At 38.4% G+C, this 21109-nt stretch carries 19 protein-coding genes; 10 read left to right on the forward strand and 9 right to left on the reverse strand.

Translation table 11 applies throughout. The features are described 5' to 3' along the window. Window positions 1-58: 58 nt before the first annotated feature. Entirely contained in the window at window positions 59-1273 is a 1215-nt protein-coding gene (locus AB4J89_RS16250; protein ID WP_088494370.1) for an aspartate aminotransferase family protein, read from the forward strand. 94 nt (window positions 1274-1367) lie between these two features. On the opposite strand, the gene crp is transcribed toward AB4J89_RS16250, so the two are convergent. Beyond that, window positions 1368-2000 carry a cAMP-activated global transcriptional regulator CRP gene (crp, locus tag AB4J89_RS16255; RefSeq protein ID WP_004246872.1) on the reverse strand — a complete coding sequence of 211 codons (633 nt, stop codon included), beginning with the start codon at window positions 1998-2000 and terminating at the stop codon, window positions 1368-1370. Between the two features lie 313 nt (window positions 2001-2313). Here crp and AB4J89_RS16260 point away from each other — a divergent pair, with 313 nt between their 5' ends. Then, on the forward strand, window positions 2314-2721 hold the full coding sequence (locus AB4J89_RS16260; RefSeq protein WP_023583286.1) for an OsmC family protein: 408 nt from the start codon (window positions 2314-2316) through the stop codon (window positions 2719-2721). 89 nt (window positions 2722-2810) lie between these two features. On the opposite strand, the gene AB4J89_RS16265 is transcribed toward AB4J89_RS16260, so the two are convergent. The 3 genes from AB4J89_RS16265 to AB4J89_RS16275 form a co-directional block, all read right to left on the reverse strand. Continuing rightward, entirely contained in the window at window positions 2811-3680 is an 870-nt protein-coding gene (locus tag AB4J89_RS16265; RefSeq protein ID WP_088494371.1) for a phosphoribulokinase, read from the reverse strand. Window positions 3681-3745: 65 nt separating this feature from the next. Then, window positions 3746-3967 carry a YheU family protein gene (locus AB4J89_RS16270; protein ID WP_036933921.1) on the reverse strand — a complete coding sequence of 74 codons (222 nt, stop codon included), beginning with the start codon at window positions 3965-3967 and terminating at the stop codon, window positions 3746-3748. Continuing rightward, entirely contained in the window at window positions 3964-4944 is a 981-nt protein-coding gene (locus tag AB4J89_RS16275) for a hydrolase (protein ID WP_088494372.1), read from the reverse strand. Before AB4J89_RS16275 ends, AB4J89_RS16270 begins: the two co-directional genes overlap by 4 nt. Window positions 4945-5043: 99 nt before the next feature. Here AB4J89_RS16275 and AB4J89_RS16280 point away from each other — a divergent pair, with 99 nt between their 5' ends. The 3 genes from AB4J89_RS16280 (at window position 5044) to AB4J89_RS16290 (ending at window position 8914) form a co-directional block, all read left to right on the forward strand. Then, window positions 5044-5649, forward strand: a complete 606-nt coding sequence (locus AB4J89_RS16280) for a LysE family translocator (RefSeq protein WP_088494373.1) — start codon at window positions 5044-5046, stop codon at window positions 5647-5649. A gap of 710 nt (window positions 5650-6359) precedes the next feature. Beyond that, window positions 6360-7220: an SIS domain-containing protein gene (locus tag AB4J89_RS16285; RefSeq protein WP_165122195.1), complete on the forward strand. Its 861-nt coding sequence runs from the start codon at window positions 6360-6362 to the stop codon at window positions 7218-7220. 149 nt (window positions 7221-7369) lie between these two features. Continuing rightward, entirely contained in the window at window positions 7370-8914 is a 1545-nt protein-coding gene (locus AB4J89_RS16290) for a PAS domain-containing methyl-accepting chemotaxis protein (protein WP_088494375.1), read from the forward strand. Window positions 8915-9013: 99 nt separating this feature from the next. On the opposite strand, the gene AB4J89_RS16295 is transcribed toward AB4J89_RS16290, so the two are convergent. The 3 genes from AB4J89_RS16295 to AB4J89_RS16305 all read right to left on the reverse strand — a co-directional run bounded on the left by AB4J89_RS16295 (window position 9014) and on the right by AB4J89_RS16305 (window position 15253). Beyond that, window positions 9014-10759: a methyl-accepting chemotaxis protein gene (locus AB4J89_RS16295; protein ID WP_368469946.1), complete on the reverse strand. Its 1746-nt coding sequence runs from the start codon at window positions 10757-10759 to the stop codon at window positions 9014-9016. A gap of 539 nt (window positions 10760-11298) precedes the next feature. Then, window positions 11299-12987, reverse strand: coding sequence for a methyl-accepting chemotaxis protein (locus AB4J89_RS16300; RefSeq protein ID WP_088494377.1), 1689 nt, complete (start codon window positions 12985-12987; stop codon window positions 11299-11301). Window positions 12988-13318: 331 nt separating this feature from the next. After that, a complete protein-coding gene (locus AB4J89_RS16305) occupies window positions 13319-15253 on the reverse strand; it encodes an ABC transporter ATP-binding protein (protein WP_368469949.1) in 1935 nt (644 codons plus the stop codon). A gap of 121 nt (window positions 15254-15374) precedes the next feature. On the opposite strand from AB4J89_RS16305, the gene kefG reads away from it, so the two are divergent. The 4 genes from kefG to slyD all read left to right on the forward strand — a co-directional run bounded on the left by kefG (window position 15375) and on the right by slyD (window position 18723). Beyond that, the gene (gene kefG / locus AB4J89_RS16310; protein ID WP_368469951.1) at window positions 15375-15926 is read left to right on the forward strand and encodes a glutathione-regulated potassium-efflux system ancillary protein KefG; all 552 of its coding nucleotides are present in this window, start codon (window positions 15375-15377) and stop codon (window positions 15924-15926) included. Beyond that, window positions 15926-17779: a glutathione-regulated potassium-efflux system protein KefB gene (gene kefB / locus AB4J89_RS16315; protein WP_088494380.1), complete on the forward strand. Its 1854-nt coding sequence runs from the start codon at window positions 15926-15928 to the stop codon at window positions 17777-17779. Before kefG ends, kefB begins: the two co-directional genes overlap by 1 nt. 13 nt (window positions 17780-17792) lie before the next feature. Beyond that, entirely contained in the window at window positions 17793-17996 is a 204-nt protein-coding gene (locus AB4J89_RS16320) for a YheV family putative zinc ribbon protein (protein WP_088494381.1), read from the forward strand. Window positions 17997-18084: 88 nt separating this feature from the next. Continuing rightward, complete coding sequence (slyD, locus tag AB4J89_RS16325) at window positions 18085-18723, forward strand: peptidylprolyl isomerase (protein ID WP_072068764.1); 639 nt, start codon at window positions 18085-18087, stop codon at window positions 18721-18723. 80 nt (window positions 18724-18803) lie between these two features. Here the strand turns inward: slyD and AB4J89_RS16330 are convergent, their stop codons facing one another. Next, window positions 18804-19022, reverse strand: a complete 219-nt coding sequence (locus AB4J89_RS16330) for a SlyX family protein (protein WP_023583298.1) — start codon at window positions 19020-19022, stop codon at window positions 18804-18806. 334 nt (window positions 19023-19356) lie between these two features. On the opposite strand from AB4J89_RS16330, the gene fkpA reads away from it, so the two are divergent. Beyond that, window positions 19357-20109, forward strand: a complete 753-nt coding sequence (gene fkpA, locus AB4J89_RS16335; RefSeq protein WP_088494382.1) for an FKBP-type peptidyl-prolyl cis-trans isomerase — start codon at window positions 19357-19359, stop codon at window positions 20107-20109. A gap of 98 nt (window positions 20110-20207) precedes the next feature. On the opposite strand, the gene AB4J89_RS16340 is transcribed toward fkpA, so the two are convergent. Beyond that, window positions 20208-21089, reverse strand: a complete 882-nt coding sequence (locus AB4J89_RS16340) for a DMT family transporter (RefSeq protein WP_088494383.1) — start codon at window positions 21087-21089, stop codon at window positions 20208-20210. Window positions 21090-21109 lie beyond the last annotated feature (20 nt).

Below are 21109 nucleotides of genomic sequence, written 5' to 3' on the forward strand. Positions count from 1 at the left end.
TATTCATATTTAGTGATTATATTTTCATATTGAATATGAATAACGATCAGGTGGGGTAATGACAAAGCAAAGCATCAACAGGGCAACTTACGATCAAGTAATGTTGCCAATTTATTCACCCGCAGAATTTATTCCTGTTAAAGGGATGGGTAGCCGTGTTTGGGATCAGCAAGGAAAATCGTATATCGATTTTGCTGGTGGTATTGCGGTTTTAGCACTAGGGCATGCCCATCCTGCTCTAAATCAAGCCTTAAAAGAACAAAGTGAGCAACTTTGGCACGTCAGTAATATTTTCACGAATGAACCTGCATTACGTTTAGCACAAAAATTAATAGATAATACATTTGCAGAACGTGTCTTTTTTGCCAATTCTGGCGCAGAAGCAAATGAAGCCGCATTTAAATTGGCTCGCCATTATGCCATTACTCGCCATAGCCCTTATAAAACAAAAATTATTGCCTTTCACAATGCATTTCATGGCAGAACGCTGTTTACAGTATCTGTTGGTGGACAACCTAAATATGCGGATGGTTTTGGTCCTAAGCCTGCCGATATCGTGCATGTTCCGTTTAATGACTTAGATGCCGTTAAAGCGGTAATGGATGACCACACTTGTGCCGTTGTTTTAGAGCCAGTTCAAGGTGAAGGTGGTGTAACAGCAGCAACGCCTGAGTTTATGAGAGGGCTACGTGAGTTGTGCGATAAGCATCAAGCTCTGCTTGTTCTTGATGAAGTACAAACAGGTATGGGGCGTACCGGCAAGCTTTTTGCCTATATGAACTATGATGTGACACCAGATATTATTACAACCGCCAAAGCGCTGGGAAGTGGTTTCCCACTCAGTGCGATGTTAACAACATATGAGATAGCTTCTGCAATGGGTGTTGGAACTCATGGTACAACTTATGGTGGCAATCCATTAGCTTGTGCAGTGGGTAATGTCGCATTTGATTTAATTAATACACCAGAGGTACTTGAGGGTGTAGAAAAGCGCTATCAATGGATTGTAGATGAGCTGGCGTCAATCAATCAAACGTATCAGGTCTTTTCGCAAATCCGTGGACAAGGTTTATTGATTGGTGCGCAATTAGCGCCACAATATAAAGGTAAAGCCAAAGAGTTACTCGGTCTTGCTGCTAAACATGGCTTAATGATGTTAAATGCAGGAGCTGATGTGATGCGTTTTACACCGTCGTTAATTATTACCCAAGAAGAGCTACAAGAAGGAATGGTGGCATTAAAAGCGGCTATTGCGGAATTTGTAAAAGGGTAGTATCAACTAAAAACCCCATCAGCGAGGATGGGGTTTACACAAAAAGTATATCAATAGCCCTGTTATGGGCTATTGTTTGTTCGAGCGGGGAAACTTAACGAGTCCCGTAAACGACGATAGTTTTACCGTGTGCGGAGATCAAGTTTTGATCTTCCAGCATTTTCAGAATACGGCCTACAGTTTCGCGTGAACAACCAACGATTTGACCAATTTCCTGACGTGTAATTTTAATTTGCATGCCATCAGGATGCGTCATTGCATCGGGTTGTTTTGCTAAGTTTAATAAGGTTTGTGCAATACGACCTGTTACATCAAGGAAAGCAAGATTACCTACTTTTTCTGATGTTGTTTGTAATCTATTCGCCATTTGAGCAGAAAGGCGCATCAGAATATCAGGGTTAACCTGAATTAATTGGCGGAATTTTTTATAGGAAATTTCTGCTACTTCACAGGCTGTTTTTGCTCGAACCCATGCACTACGTTCTTGATCTTCTTCAAATAATCCAAGTTCACCGATGAAATCCCCCTGATTTAGGTAGGAGAGGATCATTTCTTTTCCTTCTTCATCTTTAATAAGAACAGCCACGGAACCTTTAACAATATAATAAAGTGTTTCCGCTTTCTCACCTTGGTGGATCAGCGTGCTCTTGGATGGATATTTGTGAATATGGCAGTGTGACAAAAACCATTCAAGAGTCGGGTCTGTTTGCGGCTTGCCGAGAACCATTCGCGTTATCCTCTGTACGTTAAATGCAGCCTTTCAAAACGGATAGGCTCCCTTTTGAGACAGCGTGCTTAAAAATCCTATCTTTACCTATTAACTTCCTGAGAACACGGTAAGTTAATATGGAGTAGATTATAATAAATGAGAAAATAATGCATTGATCTTAACCACTATCATCAAGCAGATATTGTTTTTAACACAATTAGTGCATTAAGTCTCGTTTTACGCAGTCAGCATAATAAACCTATTTGCTAATTGCTAGTTGAATTATGAGAATGTACTCTTTTAGTTTCTGTCATCTTTAGGGGGAAAATAAATGGAAGCACGAGTTAAGTGGGTTGAAGATTTATCTTTTGTCGGCGAATCTTCATCTGGCCATCAAATTATGATGGATGGGAATTCAGGCGATAAAGCCCCAAGCCCAATGGAAATGGTATTAATTGCTGCGGGTGGATGTAGTGCTATTGATGTCGTAAGTATTTTACGTAAAGGGCGTCATCAAGTAACTGATTGTGAAGTGAAATTAACATCAGAGCGCCGTGAAGAAGCCCCTCGTTTATTTACTGATATCAATTTACATTTTATTGTTTCAGGTAAAGAATTAACGGATAAAATCGTAGAACGAGCGGTTCAATTATCCGCAGAAAAATATTGTTCTGTTTCTTTAATGCTAGGAAAAGCAGCCAATATTACGCATTCATTTGAAATAAAAGATGCTGACTAATTTTGATATTTTAAAATAAATTTTAATTTGAAAAATAATATCCCTTAATTAATGGGATATTATTTTTATAGAGAGAAATTTTATTTTGGTTAACTTATCTTTTCGCCATTTAATAATTTTTTGACTAATGGTGCCATAATTAATTCCATCGCTAATCCTAATTTCCCGCCCGGCACAACAATAGTGTTTATTGTTGACATAAACGAGCCATGTAACATCGCAAGTAAATAGGGAAAATCAATATCAGTTAAGCCACGAAAACGAATAACAATAAAGCTTTCATCGAGAGTGGGAATTGCTTTGGCAGAAAAAGGGTTCGAAGTATCAACAGTCGGAACGCGTTGGAAGTTAATATGAGTGCGTGAGAATTGAGGAATAATGTAGCTAATATAATCATCCATTGAGCGTACAACGGAATCTCTTACCGCCTCTTGTGAGTGTCCTCTTTCTGTCGTGTCTCGAATAAGCTTTTGTATCCACTCTAGGTTGACGATAGGAACAACACCAACCAATAAATCAACATGTTGAGCTACATCATGTTCGTTGGTAACAACGCCGCCGTGCAATCCTTCATAAAAGAGAACATCAGTATTATTAGCTAATGGCTCCCAAGGGGTAAATGTTCCCGGTAATTGGTTGTAAGGAGTTGCTTCATCATAAGAGTGTAGATATTTGCGAGATTGCCCTTGTCCTGTATCGCTATATTGACTTAAGGTCTTACTCAGTAAGCTAAAATCATTTGCTTCAGGGCCAAAATAACTGATATGTCTGCCTTGTTCTCTAGCTTTTCTTATCGCCATATCCATTTCAGGACGGGTATAGCGATGAAAACTATCTCCATCAATCAATGCAGCATTTGCATTGAGTTGTTGGAATATTTTACGAAAAGCTTGGCTTGTTGTGGTGGTTCCTGCACCGCTTGAGCCAGTCACTGCGATGATAGGATGCTTAATTGACATAGGTTATCCTTTTGCTAAATAAGGTTGGCCCTTATTGATGGCGATACATCGCTAACTTTGAATAACTAATCAGAGCGAAATTGCGATGCAGGCATAATATTGACGCTCTCATGAAGTTCAGACCAAACTAACACGGCCTCACCGGATTTAAGCTGTTTTTTGACGTCGGCAACTTTTTGTTCAAGCGTTTTCTCTTGGATACCATAATCAGTACCTTCTCGTAAAACGAAACTTTCAATGAGATTATCTAGTGTTTCAGTTGAAAGCTCGTTCCAAGGTATTATCATTTTGCTTTCTCCAAATAGGTCGCCAACCAGTCAGGAATACGGCTTTCTAGCCACATCACTGGTTTAGATAGCTTTCCTCCAACAAATCCTACATGTCCACCAAACTCAGTAAGTTGATATTCAATGTTATTGGGTAGTGTTTTGACATCAGGAATAACATCCGCAGACATAAATGGATCGTCTTTAGCATGAATGATAAGTGTCGTTTTCTTTATTTTATTTAATAAAGGCAACGCACTGCATTGGCGATAATAATCTAATGCATCTTTAAATCCGTGAATTTTAGACGTAATAAGATCGTCAAATTGACGTAGTTTTTTGATGGATTTTATCGTCAATAAGCTAATCGGTAAGGATTCTGGATAGCGAATAAGTTTTCGTGTTGCGTTGTTTTTGAGCTCTTTTAATAGATACCATTGGTAAAAACGGGAAAAACCATGTTCAATTTTTGTTGAGCATGGTTCTAGCATTAATGGTGCAGAGACAATAACAGCAGCGTCTACAACTGCATTTTCACCACTTTCAGCAAGATAATAGGCAAGCATATTTCCACCAAGTGAATAGCCAACTGCGGCTGTTGGTTGCTCGCCAAATTCCTTTTTCAACCAATTTAAGAAGTAGCGAGCATCTTCTGTTTCACCTGAGTGATAAATGCGATTTTGTCTATTGGGTTCACCACTGCATCCTCTAAAATGCATCACAACGCTTAGCCAGCCTCTCTCTTTTGCAGCAGCTAACATGCCATGAGCATAAGGACTACTAAACCCACCTTCTAAGCCATGAAAGATGACTAAGCGTGGTTTATCGAGTGCAGTTGTTGGGTCTTCACTCCATGCTAAATCGACAAAATCATTGTCTGGAAGATTGAGCCGCTGCCAATGTGGCGTAAGTTGTGGTGTCCTACGTACAATTCTTGGTAAGAGCGTTTGTAAATGTGGATTTTTAGCCCAACGCATTGGATTAAAGTATTGAGACATATTTCCCGTCTATCAAAATGAATTAACACTTGTTTGCTAAATAACATACTGCTATTTTCGGTGAAAATAAAACGTCTGTCACATCTTTGAGTACACTTCATGACAATTAGTCTTATTCTTTCCTTAACTATTTTCCTATTTATTGCCGCGATAACACCTGGTCCAAACAATTTACTACTTACTTCATCAGGGGCTAATGTAGGCTTTAAAGGCTCATTAAAGCTAATGGCTGGCATTATGCTGGGTATGCAATGCGTTTTATTAAGTTCTGCATTTGGCGTAGCCGCATTATTGATAATTTATCCTGCACTGCATATCGGATTGAAGATAGTCGGGAGTGCGTACTTACTTTGGCTTGCATGGAAAACAGCAACATCATCTTATCAGCGTTTAGATATTCCAGCAAAAACACCTCAAGCAGTAAGTTGGTTTCAAGGCGGATTATTGCAATTTCTAAATCCCAAGGCATGGATGATGGGATTAGGTGCAGTAGGGAGCTTTAGTCTATCGGGAGATGCTTATTTTAGCTCTGTTATTGCTATTAGTATTGTTATGGTTATTGTTAACTTCGTTGCTGGTATTGTTTGGATATTAGGCGGAACATTAATTAGCCTATTTTTACAAAGCAGACGCTCTTGGTTTATTTTCAATATCTCAATGGGGTTATTAACGGCGCTCTGTGTTCCTTTGATTTGGATAGAGTAAACTCATAAAATAGGTATAAATCAAGGGTTAATCAAACTTTTTTGATTTAAATGATGTTTTTTTAAGATTGGTTGAAATGATCTCTCTTGATATGTATCAAAAAAAGAGTATTCCTCTATAAAAAGAGAGATCTACGATCGCCCACTGACACAATCATTCATGTTAAAATGCTCTCTTATATCAAGTGATGACTGATTTTTAGTCGTTACATAGATCCTATTATTTAACTATTTAGTTTTTTATTTCTTATTATTAACACTATTAAAATGGACAACTAACTATTTTATATAGGAATTATTTATTCTTTTTAATGTTTCTATTAAAGTAATTTTTATTACGTTTATGTATTTGAATTGTTATTAAATAAAAGGAAGTGTTTGAAAATAATAATTTATTAAGAGTAAATAGATTAAGTCTATATCGTTCTATTGACCTAAAAGAATAAATTATTATTAAAAATAGAGAGGGAATAAATTAAGTATTATAAATGTAGGGATTGATGGGCATAGTTCTGATTGAAAAGATATTTATAAAACTATTATAAAAACAAGTATTCCAATAATAAGGTAATTTTTTCTATGCTTTATTGTGACTCATTTTCTATTTTTAATTGATTTTATTCTAAAAAATTAATTGTTTTAGGTATTAAACGCTGTACCAAGAATTACTCCATATATAACTATATAGTACTCGAAGTGGATATTGTCATTATGCCGACATTAACGAAAATTGCCTGGATAAAGCCGGGTATGGCTACAAATCAGCGAAAAATAGCAGACTACATTTTAGATAATCCAGAGAAAACAATCACTTTATCGTCACAGCAACTTGCTGAAACAATGGGTGTGAGTCAATCTGCTATTGTTAAATTTAGTCAAAAAATAGGATTCAAAGGCTTTCCTTCTTTGAAACTCGCCATTAGTGAAGAGCTAGGTCGAAAGAACGCGAATTCAGGAGCAAATCCGAGCCTATTACATAATCAAATAGGCTCGGAAGATAGTTTAGTGGTTATTGCACAGAAACTTGCTCAAGAGAAAAATAATTCAATTTGCGATACGACTCGCCAAATTAATTACCTTCATTTTGAAAAGGTGATCCAACTTATTGATGAAGCTCAACGAGTTCAGATTATTGGTATTGGTGGTTCAGGGCTAGTTGCTAGAGACTTAAGCTATAAATTACAGAAAATAGGAATAACCACGCTGATTGAAACAGATCATCATGTTCAGATATCTGTTGCCCAAATGTTAAGTTCAAAGGATTTACAGATAGTAATTTCTTATAGTGGCAAAAGAAAAGACATGTTAGTTGCAGCCTCTGTGGCTAAAAAACAAGGGGCAAAAATCATTGCTATTACAGGAGAAAAACACTCTCCATTAGGAAGGATTTCTGATTATATATTAGAAACAATTGCGGATGAAGGTGAGTGGCGAAGCGCTTCAATCTCTTCACGTACAGCACAAAACACGATCACTGACCTTATTTTTATGGCGTTATTAAAGAAACGAGATGAGTGTGCGAAGACATTAGTGCTAAGTTCACAGGCATTAATTAATAGCCTAGATAATTAAAAATTTTGAACTGATTCAAAAAACTAATATTTAAATGTAGGTATTTCCACTTATTACTAAAGTTATTCTCCTAACAGCCGAAACGATAGTTATTTAGGCAGTCTTTTTTTGTTGAGATGTTTTAATTTCAATGTCGAGGAGAGTAACTAATGCGTAACAATCAACCGGTGACACAGCGAGAATACCCGGTATCTGAAAACGCAACACTGATGTCGACGACAGATCTTGATGGCAATATTATTTATGCCAACGAGGACTTTGTCGAAGCCAGTGGGTTTTCAGTGGAAGAACTTGTGGGGCAACCCCACAATATTGTCCGACATCCAGATATACCTTCAGAAGTCTTTAAGGATATGTGGAGGACGTTAAAGCAAGGCGAAATTTGGACCGGGATCGTGAAGAATCGTCGTAAAAATGGGGATCACTATTGGGTAAGAGCGAATATCACTCCTATTATACGTCAGGGTAAGATTCAAAGTTTTATGTCAGTAAGGACTGCTGCAAAAAAAGAGGAAATAGCACAAGCCTCAGCACTTTACGCCGCATTTAATCAGGGTAAGTATCCTTCACACACGTTTTTAAAAGGTGCTTTTGTTTATAAAGGGTGGCAACGTTGGCGCTCATGGAATCAAACAATTTCATTAAAAAAACGGCTCCGTCTTTTTATTCTCTTACCCCTACCTTTTATGTTGTTAAGTGCATGGTTTGCTGGTTTGTCGGGTTATGCTCTTTTTATGCATATCGCGATTTTACTGGTATTACTGATGGCAAATGAACGTATTCTCTATTTTCAGATTGTTAAGCCCATTAGGCTACTTAATAAGCAAGCGAATCGTGTTGCAACAGGCGATGAACATAACGTTACATATATAAATCGCATCGATGAAGTGGGTATGACACAGCGTTCAGTTAATCAATTAGGACGCATGTTCCGTTGGTTAGTCAGTGATGTGAGTCATCAAATTCATCAAGTAGATATCTCTTGTGATCAATTAGCTGCAGGTAATCGTGATCTGTATGTAAGAACAGAGCAAACCGCCAGCAATGTTGAAGCAACCGCCTCAACGATGAATGAATTAACGACGGCGGTAAGCAGTAATAGTGAAACGGCAGGACAGGCAAACAACCTTTCCAATATTACTTGTGAGGCTGCGATAAAAGGAGGTGGTGCAATGGATAATATCGTCAATACGATGAATGATATTGCGAAGAGCTCTGATCGCATCAGTAATATCATTGGTGTTATTGATAGCATTGCCTTCCAAACTAATATCCTTGCACTAAACGCATCCGTAGAAGCCGCCAGAGCAGGTGAACAAGGTCGAGGTTTCTCGGTGGTTGCAACAGAAGTAAGGGAGTTAGCACAGCGCAGTGCAGAAGCGGCGAAAGAGATCAAAACATTGATCAGTGCTTCAAGTAGCAATATCAAAGTTGGCTCAAAGCAAGTCAATGAAACCGTCGAAACAATGGAAGATATTGTGGTGCATGTTAAAAATGTGACGGATTTAATTGGTGAAATTAGTCTTGCATCATCAGAACAGAGTGCAGGTTTAAAAGAGCTTGGTCGCGCTGTTGAAAAATTGGAATCGATTACGCATGAAAATGCGAATTATGTTTCTAAAGCATCAATGATTTCAGGTGAAATGAAAGTACAAACTAATTACTTAGTTAGTGCAATCAATGTATTTCATTAATTTGTCATTATTTAAGAAGTAAAAGAAAAAGACACCTACTAAAAATAGGTGTCTTTGTGTTTATCTAAATCATGTTTTTATCATGATCAAATCAATGAATTAAAAGCTTGTCCAATCATCATCTTCACCGTCATTTACAGTCGTTGTTTCTTTTGCCAGTTTTCTCTCTTTCAGGTCATCTTTGACTGTATTTTTTATCTTCTCATCTTTTGTATGCAATGATTTTTCAGATGAGAACTGTTTTTCTATTACTTTGTGTTGTGCCTTTTTATTAAACTGTTCACTTTCAGCCGTTTTAAACTGCTCAACAATTTGTTCAAGATTACTCGCCTCTTCAGTCAATAAGCTGGCAACAGCAGAAGATTGTTCAACCATAGTGGCATTTTGCTGTGTGGCTTTATCCATTTCAGTGACTGCAAGAGAGACTTGAGTGATACCTCGAGTTTGCTCTTCTGATGCAGATAAAATTTCTGTCATTGAATCTTCAACATGTTTTACAGATGTCAGTATTTCGCCCATAGAAATACTAACTTGTTCAACGAGATCATTACCATGGCGAACACGGCTAATAGAGGCATCAATTAACTCTTTTATTTCCTTTGCAGCTTCGGCACTGCGTTGTGCTAATTCTCTTACTTCGGTGGCAACGACTGAGAAACCTCGACCTTGTTCGCCTGCTCTGGCGGCTTCAACCGCAGCATTTAACGAGAGAATATTGGTTTGGAAAGCGATGCTATTGATAACCGCAGTGATTTCACCAATTTTTTGTGAGCTATCGGCAATATCAGTCATCGTTTTCACCATTCTATTGGTGACATCGCCCCCTTTGCTGGCAATATTGGAAGTCTGACTGATAAGGTGTGAAACTTCACGAGCACTTTCTGTATTATTTCTCACTGTTGCTGTGAGTTGCTCCATACTTGATGCGGTTTCTTCTAATGCACTCGCTTGCTCTTCGGTACGACAAGAAAGATCGGTATTCCCTGCGGATAATTCTTGAACGCCTGTATAAATATGATGGCTTGTCCCTCGGATCGCATTCACAATTAATGACAGTTCAGTACGCATATATTGAATACCTGTTATTAATTGGTCGATTTCATTATTTCCTTTCGCTGTGACGTCTTTATTTTCTAATAAGTTTCCTTGTGAAATTTCCGACATATAATCGACAATTTGATTGATACGTAAAACAATATTTCGACGTATCCAAAGTACAACAAGGACAGTAAAAAGAATAAAAACAAACATAAAGACAAAAGCTAAAACCAAGGTACGTTCATAATTACCTTGAGCTGCTTTTATTGCATGAGTAACAACGTTATCACTGAGATAATCTGTTGCTTCATAAAGGGATTGAGTAAAGCGCTCATTGGTATTATGTGCATAAAGAGATTGAAAACCGTAGTAATCACGAATTTCTAAACACGATACAAGTTGGTCAAGATCGTAAAGCACACGGTTAAAGAGTTTTTTCATGCTCTCTATTTTTTCGGGATCAAAATTTGCTTCTTCGGTAGCAGTGAAGTATGCAGTTATAATACGTGTAACTTCTTGTTTTCTTTTGGGATAAGAGGAAATGAAATCAGAAATTTTATTTTCTGCAATATCAGGAGTGAGATGAGCTTCAAACATAACATTTAGCATATCTTCACGTAATTTATTTAATTCAGCATAACCATAATCCATCGTTTTTATCTGTTCAAAGCCATTCGCTAATTGTGAGATCCGCTTATTTGTTAAACTCGCATCACGGATACTCATTGCACCAGAAAAAAGTTGAATGGCGCAAAACAGTATTAAGATAAACATTAAGCCATTAGATATTTTTATTCGTTTCAGCATAGCCTTACCTATTTAATTGGTTTGTAGGACACACAGCAAGGAGCGATAACTATTTATCAATTAAACTTATTCGGCTATATATTTAAAAACTTTACCTTTTCTACTCTTTTTGATAGTAAAGACGACTTATATTTCTTTTTTTAGCTTTAATTGCCAGCTAATGGCTAAAATTTTCTAATGATTAATAGAAAAGTCTATAAGTATATTAGCTTACTTATTTTTTGTGTTAATTGTTAACTTATAAATTTAAATAATATTTTGTTGAATATTAAAGCGATAATAAGCAGTATTTTATTTTTATTTGTCTTTTTATCTTATGATAAGACAAATAAAATTATTGCTTTCATAAACACTCTTAATTTTTCTTAAAAAATGTGTTTATTTCGTATAAAAAATGGTCTTTTTTTTGTGTTTATGTGCGGTGAGATTAGAAATACTCCCAGAAAAAGCACTGGGAGTATGGTAGGTAGAGGTTTTGTTATATGTTCTGGACTATTTTCTACACAGCTATCTTTCACATCATAGTGTGAGAGATATCATTAAAAGCTTTCCCAATTATCGTCAGTTTCATGATTATTGGTTTTGATTGTTGGTGTTTTAAGTGTTTCCGAGTCTTGTGATTTAGCTGAAAATGCAGGCAACTTAGTTTTAGTTGGCGCAACTTTTTCGTGCTCCACTTTGAATGTATTCACAATCGTATCCAACATACTTGCTTGTTCACTTAATGTGGCAGAAGCAGCCGTTGATTGCTCAACCATCGCCGCATTTTGCTGAGTGGCTTTATCCATTTCATTAACAGCAAGGCTGATCTGTGCAATACCACGGGTTTGCTCTTCTGATGCAGATAAAATTTCTTTCATCGAACCCGAAACATGATTAACAGATGTGACAATCTCACCCATTGATAAACTTACTTGTTCGACAAGATCATTACCTTGTCTAACACGTAATATTGTTGATTCAATCAGCTCTTTGATCTCTTTCGCCGCTTCTGCACTACGCTGTGCTAAATTACGAACTTCACTTGCAACCACAGAGAAACCACGGCCTTGTTCACCCGCTCTAGCCGCTTCAACGGCAGCGTTTAGGGCTAATATGTTGGTTTGGAAAGCAATATCATCAATAACTGCGGTGATTTCACCAATTTTTTGTGAGCGATCGGCAATGTCTGTCATTGTCATTACCATCTTATTACTATGCTCACCACCTTGAACAGCAATATCAGCAGTACTCATAACAAGCTCTGTGACTTCACGAGCGCTTTCTGTGTTGTTACGAATAGTTGCGGTCATCTGCTCCATGCTGGATGCCGTTTCTTCTAATGCACTGGCTTGCTCTTCCGTTCTGCTAGATAAATCATTATTACCCGCAGCAATCTCTTGTACGCCAGTGTAAATGGTTGCACTAGTATTTCGAATAGAGCTTACCATCTCTTTTAATTGAGCACGCATTTGCTGTAAGCCGAGCATGAGTTGATCAATTTCAGTCTTACCTGAAACATCGCTATCAATACGACTGACTAAATCACCTTTAGCAATTGCCTCTTGATAGATGATCATTTGGTTAATGCGCACAATGATGTATTTGCGGATCCAAATAAGCACTAAGGTGGTAAAGATGAGGAAGATACCCATAAAGAGTGATGCTATCCACAACATGCTGTGGTAGTTATCTTCTGCTTCAATCACTGAAGGATTCACAACTTCATCGGTAATAAAGTCCGTGGCTTCATACAATGAATTGGTGAAGTTAGTGTTTGCTGGGCTTTTTAAAATTAAACGAACTGCGTTAGTGTTGCGTTCACTTAAATACTGCGCCAGTAAATCAAGATCAGCTCGGCTCTTTTGATAGAGCTGTTTGATCTGAGCCATACGTTGCTGATCGAAACCTGTTTGAGCGGATAGCTCAACATACTCATTCATCAATGCATCAACTTGCGCTTTACGTGCAGGCATGGTTTGCATAAATGTGGTGATGTTCGCATCCTCAGCTTGAGGATTTGAAATATAACTAAATGCTTGTGCAATAATATCAGTACGTAATGTGTTCAACTCCGCATAGGTATTATCCATTGTGCGTAGTTGATCGAAACTGTATGAAATTTTTTTAAGAGTATTTTGAGTCTGGTAGGCATCGTGAATGCTTTGTACTCCAGAAATGATCTGAATAATACAAAACAGAGTCAGGACACACATTAAACCTTGAGAGATTTTAATTCGTTTTAACATAACCCTACCTATTAGCTTTGCCTTTTCGTTGGTAAGTGGGAGGTCCACTTAGCAGAATGATTAATTCGGCTGGAATGTTAAAAACTTTAGCGTGAAAGAATTTATTTCCCTTACTTAATATAAATAGGTAGAAAATAAACGTTAGATGGTTATTTTTATTGGGTTATTACTAGATAGGGTGAGATTATGTTTTGTGTAAATAGTGCTATTGTAAAATGATATAAATACCGTAAGTGAAATGAATTGTATAAATTTTCAGAATGAATTGAAGGGCGAAAATAAAGGAACTATTTCACTTAAAATAGTTCCTTTTTTAATGAATTGCGTTGTATTACTGGGCTTCAAATGTGTTTGTCATTTCTTCCAGTGTTTCTTGTAACTCCATCCACTCCATTTCCACTTCTTCTAGTGCAGATTTCGCAACACCTTGTCGGCTTAAGCAATCAGAAAGCTCATTTTTACGGCTAGTATCATAAATGCCACTATCAGAAAGAGCAGTTTCGATATCACTAAGCTCTTGGCTTAATTTATCCATCTTGCTTTCTAATGTTGTGAGTTTCTTGCGTAGAGGCTGGGTTTGTTGTCTAAACTCAGCTTCTTTGCGTTTTTGCTCTTTTTTATCTTGAGCGCTTAAATTGGTGCTTGTCGTGATATTGTCGTTATCTTGTTGGCTCTTATTTGCCTGTGTCTCTTGACGATTTTGATCAACTAACCACTGTTGGTAATCATCAAGATCACCATCAAATGGCTCAACTTGACCATCGTGTACCAGATAGAGATCGTCAGTGGTCGAGCGTAATAAATGCCTATCATGCGATACGACAACAATTGCCCCTTCAAAGCTAATTAAAGCTTGAGTGAGTGCTTGGCGCATATCTAGATCAAGGTGGTTTGTTGGTTCATCCATTAATAGCAAGTTAGGGCGTTGCCAAACTAAAAGTGATAAGACCAAGCGCGCCTTTTCACCCCCAGAGAATTGACCACATGCATCTGTGACTTTATCGCCATGAAAGCCGAAACCACCCAAGTAATCACGTAATTTTTGTTCAGTTTCTTTAGGTGCTAAACGAGTTAAATGTTGTAGTGCCGATTCATCTGAGCGTAAAAACTCTAATTGATGCTGGGCAAAATAACCAAGCTTAATACCTTTAGAAAGTGCCAATTTCCCCTGTAACGGTTCAATTTCACCTGCAAGTAATTTAATCAGTGTCGATTTACCTGCACCATTGCGTCCTAATAATCCAATACGCGAGCCGGGAACTAAATTGAGTTTGATATCATTAAGAATAACTTTTTCACCATAACCCGCACTGACTTTCTCCATTGATAAAAGTGGATTAGGCAAGCTTTCAGGTTGGCGGAAGCTAAAATGGAATGGGTTATCTGAATGCGCAGGAGCAACCTTTTCCATTCGCTCAAGCATTTTGACACGGCTTTGAGCTTGTTTGGCTTTTGTCGCTTTTGCTTTAAATCTATCTATGAAGCTCTGTAAGTGTGCAATTTTGGCTTGTTGATTTTCAAACAGAGCTTGCTGTTGTGCGAGTTTGGTTGCACGTTGCATTTCAAACGAAGAGTAGTTACCTGAATATTCAAAGATTTTTTCTTGCTCGATATGCAAGATTTTATCTACGATAGGATCAAGAAAATCACGGTCATGGGAAATTAAAATAAGCGTGCCTGTGTAGCTTTTTAGCCATTTTTCTAGCCAAATAACGGCATCTAAATCTAAGTGGTTGGTTGGTTCATCGAGTAGCAGTAAATCAGAGCGACAAATCAGCGCTTGTGCCAAGTTTAAACGCATTCTCCAGCCACCTGAAAATGATTTTACAGGTTCATTAAGCTGTTGTTGGCTAAAACCTAAACCATTCAGTAAAGTTGCTGCACGAGATTGTATCGTCCATGCATTAATCGCATCTAATTGCCCGTGGATCAGAGCGATAGCATGGCCATCATTTATTTCGTTCGCTTTTTGTAATCGTTGCTCTAACTGGCGATATTCTCTATCACCATCAATAACATAATCAATAGCAGGTACATCAAGCGCAGGTGTTTCTTGGTTAACCCATGCCATTGACCATGTACTAGGATAGGTGACATTGCCTGCTTCAGCTTGCAGCTCACCTTTCAATAAAGAAAGCAATGTGGTTTTGCCACAGCCATTTTTACCGACTAAACCAATCTTTTGCCCTGGATTAATGGTTGCACTGGCATTGTCCAGTAACACTCTGACACCACGGCGAATTTGCAAAGAAGAAAAAACAATCATAAATATCGTCTATTAAGAGTATGTAAATTAATATATAGAGTAAGTTGTTCGTAACAGTTGGTCACAATGCGTGCATGGTAACGGAAAAAACAGTTTCTGACACGTTTTGTAAGGAGGAATGATGTCAAACGCATCAAATGTATTACTGGTGTATGTTCATCCCGAGCCGCGCCAATCAGTCGCCAATAAAGCGTTATTAAAAGCGGTGAGGGATTTAGAGAATATAACTATCCATGATTTATATGCTACTTATCCTGATTTTTTTATTGATATACACCATGAACAATCCTTGTTGTGTAAGCACCAAGTGATCGTTTTTCAATTTCCATTGCAAACATATAGTTGCCCTGCGTTATTAAAAGAGTGGCAAGATAGAGTGTTAACTCGTCCATTTGCTAACAAAGTCGGTAGAGCGCAATTAAAGGGTAAGTCATTTCGTTGTGTTATTACAACGGGAGAGCCTGAGCAGGCTTATCAACATAATGGGAAGAATCACTACACGCTGACAGAATTATTACGTCCTTTTGAATTAATGGCAGAAATGTGTGGTATGCGCTGGCTATCACCAATGATTGTGTATTCAGCAAGACAACAATCTAAAACAACATTAACTCATATCGGCGAAGCTTATCGCCATTGGTTAAGTGCACCACTTGAAGGGGAACAAGCCTAATGGAAGATAATTGGATGATCAAAGCTGTGCTCTTTTTCTTGTGTGCTGCCGTGATTATGGTGCCGATTGCACAACGTCTTAAAATTGGTGCAGTACTCGGTTATTTGATTGCAGGTATTGCCATTGGTCCTTGGGGATTAGGGCTGTTTAAAGATGTTGATAACATCTTACACTTTGCTGAATTAGGCGTGGTCTTTTTAATGTTTCTTATTGGTTTGGAATTAAATCCAGCCAAATTATGGGAATTGAGACGTGCCATTTTTGGTGTTGGTTCAATGCAGGTGGTATTAACGGCTTCTATTTTTTCAGGGCTCATTCTCGTTTTTACTTCTTTTTCATGGCAGGCAGCTGTTATTGGAGGCTTAGGTATTGCGATGTCTTCTACGGCGATGGCATTGCAACTTATGAACGAGAAAGGGATGAATCATAATGAAGGCGGACAATTAGGTTTTGCTGTTTTACTTTTCCAAGATATGGCAGTTATTCCTATCCTTGCTGTTATCCCTTTGTTAGCTGGAGAAACGGCAAGCAGTGATTGGTATCGCATTGGCGTGAAAGTGGCAGCTTTTGCTGGATTGCTGATTTGTGGTCGTTATTTATTACGCCCACTCTTGCGCTTAGTGGTGAAATCGGGAGTAAGAGAAGTTTTTACTGCCGCAGCGCTGCTTGTTGTGTTAGGTGCTGCTATTTTTATGGAAACCCTAGGCTTTTCAATGGCAATGGGAACCTTTATTGCGGGTGTGTTATTGGCAGATTCAGAGTATCGACACGAATTAGAGATCTCTATTGAGCCTTTTAAAGGTCTACTTTTAGGACTCTTTTTTATCTCTGTCGGCATGTCTTTAGATATCGGTATCTTATGGCGGTATCTTCCACAAGTATTATTGGGTGTCTTAGTTCTGGTTATTGTAAAAGCATTGATACTTTATAGTATCGCTTGGTTAGCCAGACTGCGTTTTTCCACACGACTACAATTCTCAGCTGTGTTAAGCCAAGGCGGGGAATTTGCGTTTGTTGTTTTCTCGACATCGATGGCTATGGGCGTATTAGATAGTCAGCAAATGGCGTTATTGTTGGTTGTTGTCACACTTTCTATGATGACAACGCCTCTTGTGATGCAAATGACGGACGCCGTGTTTGCTCGTCGTTATAATGACGCTAAAACGGATGAACAGCCCTTTGTTGAAAATAACCACCCAGAGGCCATCCTTGTCGGATTTGGTCGAATGGGACAGGTTGTAGGGCGCTTGTTAATGGCGAATAAGATTAACGTCACGGTATTAGAGCATGATGTCGGAAGCATAAGCACCATGCGTAAATATGGCTATAAAGTTTATTACGGTGATGCCACTGATCTCAATTTATTGCGCGCAGCTGGTGCTGAACATGCTAAAACTATTGTTATCACCAGTAATGAACCTGAAGCAACGATGGAAATTGTTCATCTCTGTCAGCATCACTTCCCTAATTTGCATATTATTGCAAGGGCAAGAGGGCGTGTTGAAGCTCATGAATTGCTCAAAGCGGGTGTGACAGATTTTAGCCGTGAAACATTTTCGAGTGCTTTAGAATTAGGGCGTAAAACGTTGATTGAATTAGGAATGCATCCTCATCAAGCTTATCGAGCACAACAGCATTTTCGTCGTCTGGATATCAACTTATTGAGAAAGCTGGTGGATGAATCACCTGAAGAAGTTTCTAACGTTTCACGAGTAAAAGAAGCGAGACGGGAACTTGAGGAGTTATTTAGTGAAGAAATTCGTCAAGAGCACCATCAGCCTGATATTTGGGATGAATCTTTAACAGAAGACATTCCTCAAATACATAAAGAAAAAAAATCTATTGATAAATAGGAGAACTGACCCCATGTCTGCAACCCGTAAACGCTTTATCGCAGGAGCCGTGTGTCCACACTGTCAAGCTCAAGATACACTCAAAATGTGGCGTGAAGATAAAGTGGATATTGTGGAATGTGCGAAATGTGGCCATCAGCAACGGCAAACAGAGGGTGAAGTTAACGCCCTCGTTCGTGAAAATGAGCAGGTCATTGGGATCTTTACACCACAATAATTGTAGGTTTTTTGATATAACCCGATACAGAAGATTTATTTTTCGTTACAATCGGGAAAATTTTGCCCACGGGTATGTAGGAGATGTCATGAAAGTAGCAAACGACTTGGTAGTTAGTCTGGCTTATCAAGTAAGATCAGAAGACGGTGTTTTAGTTGATGAGTCCACGGTGAGCGCACCGTTAGACTATCTGCATGGCCGTGGTTCTTTAATCAGTGGTTTAGAAAATGCATTAACAGGTCGCGAAGTCGGTGAAAAATTCGACGTAGAAGTAGCTTCTGATGATGCATATGGTCAATACGACGAAAACTTAGTTCAACGCGTACCGAAAGATGTTTTTGTTGGTGTTGATGAGTTAGAAGTTGGTATGCGTTTTCTTGCTGATACCGATCAAGGTCCAGTACCAGTAGAAATTACAGGTATTGAAGGTGACGAAGTTATCGTTGATGGTAACCACATGTTAGCGGGTCAAAACCTGAAGTTTCATGTTGAAATCGTTGCAATTCGTGAAGCGACTGAAGAAGAATTAGCTCACGGTCACGTACACGGTGAAGAAGAAGAGCACGAATGTTGTGGTGGCCACGGTCACGGTGAAGAAGGCGGATGCTGTGGCGGTGGTCACGGTCATGGTCATTCACACGGTGAAGAAGGTGGATGCTGTGGTGGCGAAGGTCATGGTCACGGTGGTCACGGCCACGGTCATGGCGGTTGTGGTTGCCAGCACTAATCTTTCGTTGAAAAGATCAAAAGGAGCGTTTAAACGCTCCTTTTTTGTTTTCGGTTTTGATATCAATAACAAACGAGAACTTAGTAGTGAGGTGGAGGCGTTTCGTCCTCAGGTCTAGCAAGTATTGAAGTTTGAGAGTTTTTTAGGCGCTCAGAAACAATTTTTAAGGCTTCTTTAAAGCGGCTAATTTCAATTTGCTGCTGTGTGACCACCTGATTTAATTCTTCAATAGTCGCATCTTGGAAAGCAACTTTGCTTTCTAATTGAATGAGCAATCGCTCTACTTCCTTAATATCCATTGTGTTTTTCCTCCTTTAAAATGTCCTATTACGACGAATATGATGAACAAACTCGCGAAATTTAATCTTATTTACTGATATATACACAGGAAGACATAAATCTGGTTTGAGATAAAAGACTATTTTGCTAATGTGATAGCACTCTGTGCTGACAAAAATCCTAACATTAACTGTTAAGAGTGTCGGCAAATTTTTTAAATTCATATAAAATTGCTACCCGCGGATGAGATCTATACCGCAACGACAGCAAGATGTGATGCAAAACGTTTAAGCAAAGATCTATGATGATCGTTTGCAAAACGTAGCGACTCACTAACATATACTGGAGAATGGGATGAAATCTTTATTAAAAACGACGTTGCTGGCAACCAGTTTAGCTTTCGCATTCAGTGCACCTCATGCATTCGCTGAAGAAGCTACAGCTAAAGTGCCAACATTAAATAGCGCATTTAAAACTCAAAATGAGCAAAATGCCTATGCGTTAGGCGCGTCGATGGGTCGCTATATGGAAGCTGCATTACAAGAACAAAAAAATATTGGTATTACTTTAGATTCTAAACAACTGTTAGCAGGTGTTCAGGATGCATTTAATAGCAAATCAAAATTATCAGACGCTGAAATTGAATTAACATTAGCGGCTTTTGAAGATCAAGTCCGTACTGCTGCAACAGCAAAAATGGAAAAAGAAGCGACTGAGAACAAAACTGCGGGTGATAAATTCCGTACAGAGTTTGCCGCTGAGAAAGGTGTAGTAAAAACTAAATCAGGTCTACTGTATTTAGTTGAAAACCCAGGTAAAGGCAAAACACCAACAGATGCTGATCGTGTTACTGTAAACTACAAAGGCATGCTGATTGATGGTAAACAATTTGATAGCTCTTATGATCGTAACGAACCTCTGACAATCAGCCTGAAAAGCGTTATTCCTGGCTGGACTGAAGGTATGAAGTACATCAAAGAAGGCGGTAAAATCAAGTTAGTTATTCCACCAGAATTAGGCTACGGACAACGTGCAACAAGTGGTATTCCTGCTAACTCAACATTAGTATTTGAAGTTGAATTACTGAGTGTTGAAAGCGATAAGTAATTTATTTATCTCTAAATATCACTAAAAAAATGCTGACATTAATGTCAGCATTTTTATTTCTAATGTATAGCTTATTATTTGTTTTTTAACACATAGCGTTAGTCTACTGTCTCTTCAACAATAATGGCTTTGGGCTTTTTGAAAACAAACAGCAAGCCCACAATGATTGCGCCCATCCCAGCCAAACTTAGCCAAGACATCTCGTTACCTAAGAAGATGTAATCCATTAATGCGGTCACGCCAGGTACTAAATAAAATAAGCTAGTGACGTTAACCAAATTACCCGTAGTGAGTAAGCGGTATAATAGCAACTGAGCAACAACAGAAATGATCACCGCAAGCCAAAGTACAGGAATGATAAAACCAATGTCGAATGAAGCATGAAAAGGCTGGAAGGGGACAAATAATAAACACAACACAAGGCTAACAACATATTGTAGCGGTAAGGCATCCATCGGCGCTAATTGCAGTTTTTTCTGTGAGATTGCACCAAAGCTCATGCAAAGTAGTGCGACTAACGCATAAATCATTCCCGTCAATGAGATGGCCGTATTAAATAAACTTTGAGCAACCACTAACACTAACCCAGCCAAGGCGATTAAAAGCCCTAATAGTCGTGTCGCTGTAAAATTACGTTCTATGATCCATAATGTAATAATCGGCTGAACGCCCATAATTGTGGCTAACATTCCCGGTGTAATGCTATTAGCGAGCGCTAAAAGATAACAGATAGAATAACCACCAATGATAAGTAAACCGACCCATGCTGTTTTTAAACGGCTTCCTTTCGGTGGCAAAAAGCGATGGCGCTGAATACATAAAAAAGAGAGAAACGCTAAAGCGATAATAAAACGCCAAGTTAAAATTGCAAATGAGCTACCATTATCTAATCCCCAGCGAGAAAAGATAGCGCCACTACTCCACAATAAAACGAATAACGTTGTTGGGCCGAATTTTGCCCAATATTGACGTAAGTACATGATGATATACCTGTAAAATA

The sequence above is a fragment of the Proteus sp. STS61-E genome, assembly GCF_040932335.1.
Classification (GTDB): domain Bacteria; phylum Pseudomonadota; class Gammaproteobacteria; order Enterobacterales; family Enterobacteriaceae; genus Proteus; species Proteus mirabilis_B.

Excerpts from the sequence above, each read along its gene's own strand:
- AB4J89_RS16295 (WP_368469946.1), bottom strand. The coding sequence starts at position 10,759 with ATGCTGAAACGAATAAAAATATCTAATGGCTTAATGTTTATCTTAATA.
- crp (WP_004246872.1), bottom strand. The coding sequence starts at position 2,000 with ATGGTTCTCGGCAAGCCGCAAACAGACCCGACTCTTGAATGGTTTTTG.
- slyD (WP_072068764.1), top strand. The coding sequence starts at position 18,085 with ATGAAAGTAGCAAACGACTTGGTAGTTAGTCTGGCTTATCAAGTAAGA.
- AB4J89_RS16340 (WP_088494383.1), bottom strand. The coding sequence starts at position 21,089 with ATGTACTTACGTCAATATTGGGCAAAATTCGGCCCAACAACGTTATTC.
- AB4J89_RS16330 (WP_023583298.1), bottom strand. The coding sequence starts at position 19,022 with ATGGATATTAAGGAAGTAGAGCGATTGCTCATTCAATTAGAAAGCAAA.
- kefB (WP_088494380.1), top strand. The coding sequence starts at position 15,926 with ATGGAAGATAATTGGATGATCAAAGCTGTGCTCTTTTTCTTGTGTGCT.
- AB4J89_RS16290 (WP_088494375.1), top strand. The coding sequence starts at position 7,370 with ATGCGTAACAATCAACCGGTGACACAGCGAGAATACCCGGTATCTGAA.
- AB4J89_RS16320 (WP_088494381.1), top strand. The coding sequence starts at position 17,793 with ATGTCTGCAACCCGTAAACGCTTTATCGCAGGAGCCGTGTGTCCACAC.
- AB4J89_RS16265 (WP_088494371.1), bottom strand. The coding sequence starts at position 3,680 with ATGTCAATTAAGCATCCTATCATCGCAGTGACTGGCTCAAGCGGTGCA.
- AB4J89_RS16285 (WP_165122195.1), top strand. The coding sequence starts at position 6,360 with ATGCCGACATTAACGAAAATTGCCTGGATAAAGCCGGGTATGGCTACA.
- AB4J89_RS16305 (WP_368469949.1), bottom strand. The coding sequence starts at position 15,253 with ATGATTGTTTTTTCTTCTTTGCAAATTCGCCGTGGTGTCAGAGTGTTA.
- AB4J89_RS16275 (WP_088494372.1), bottom strand. The coding sequence starts at position 4,944 with ATGTCTCAATACTTTAATCCAATGCGTTGGGCTAAAAATCCACATTTA.
- AB4J89_RS16280 (WP_088494373.1), top strand. The coding sequence starts at position 5,044 with ATGACAATTAGTCTTATTCTTTCCTTAACTATTTTCCTATTTATTGCC.
- AB4J89_RS16250 (WP_088494370.1), top strand. The coding sequence starts at position 59 with ATGACAAAGCAAAGCATCAACAGGGCAACTTACGATCAAGTAATGTTG.
- AB4J89_RS16300 (WP_088494377.1), bottom strand. The coding sequence starts at position 12,987 with ATGTTAAAACGAATTAAAATCTCTCAAGGTTTAATGTGTGTCCTGACT.
- kefG (WP_368469951.1), top strand. The coding sequence starts at position 15,375 with ATGTCAAACGCATCAAATGTATTACTGGTGTATGTTCATCCCGAGCCG.
- fkpA (WP_088494382.1), top strand. The coding sequence starts at position 19,357 with ATGAAATCTTTATTAAAAACGACGTTGCTGGCAACCAGTTTAGCTTTC.
- AB4J89_RS16270 (WP_036933921.1), bottom strand. The coding sequence starts at position 3,967 with ATGATAATACCTTGGAACGAGCTTTCAACTGAAACACTAGATAATCTC.
- AB4J89_RS16260 (WP_023583286.1), top strand. The coding sequence starts at position 2,314 with ATGGAAGCACGAGTTAAGTGGGTTGAAGATTTATCTTTTGTCGGCGAA.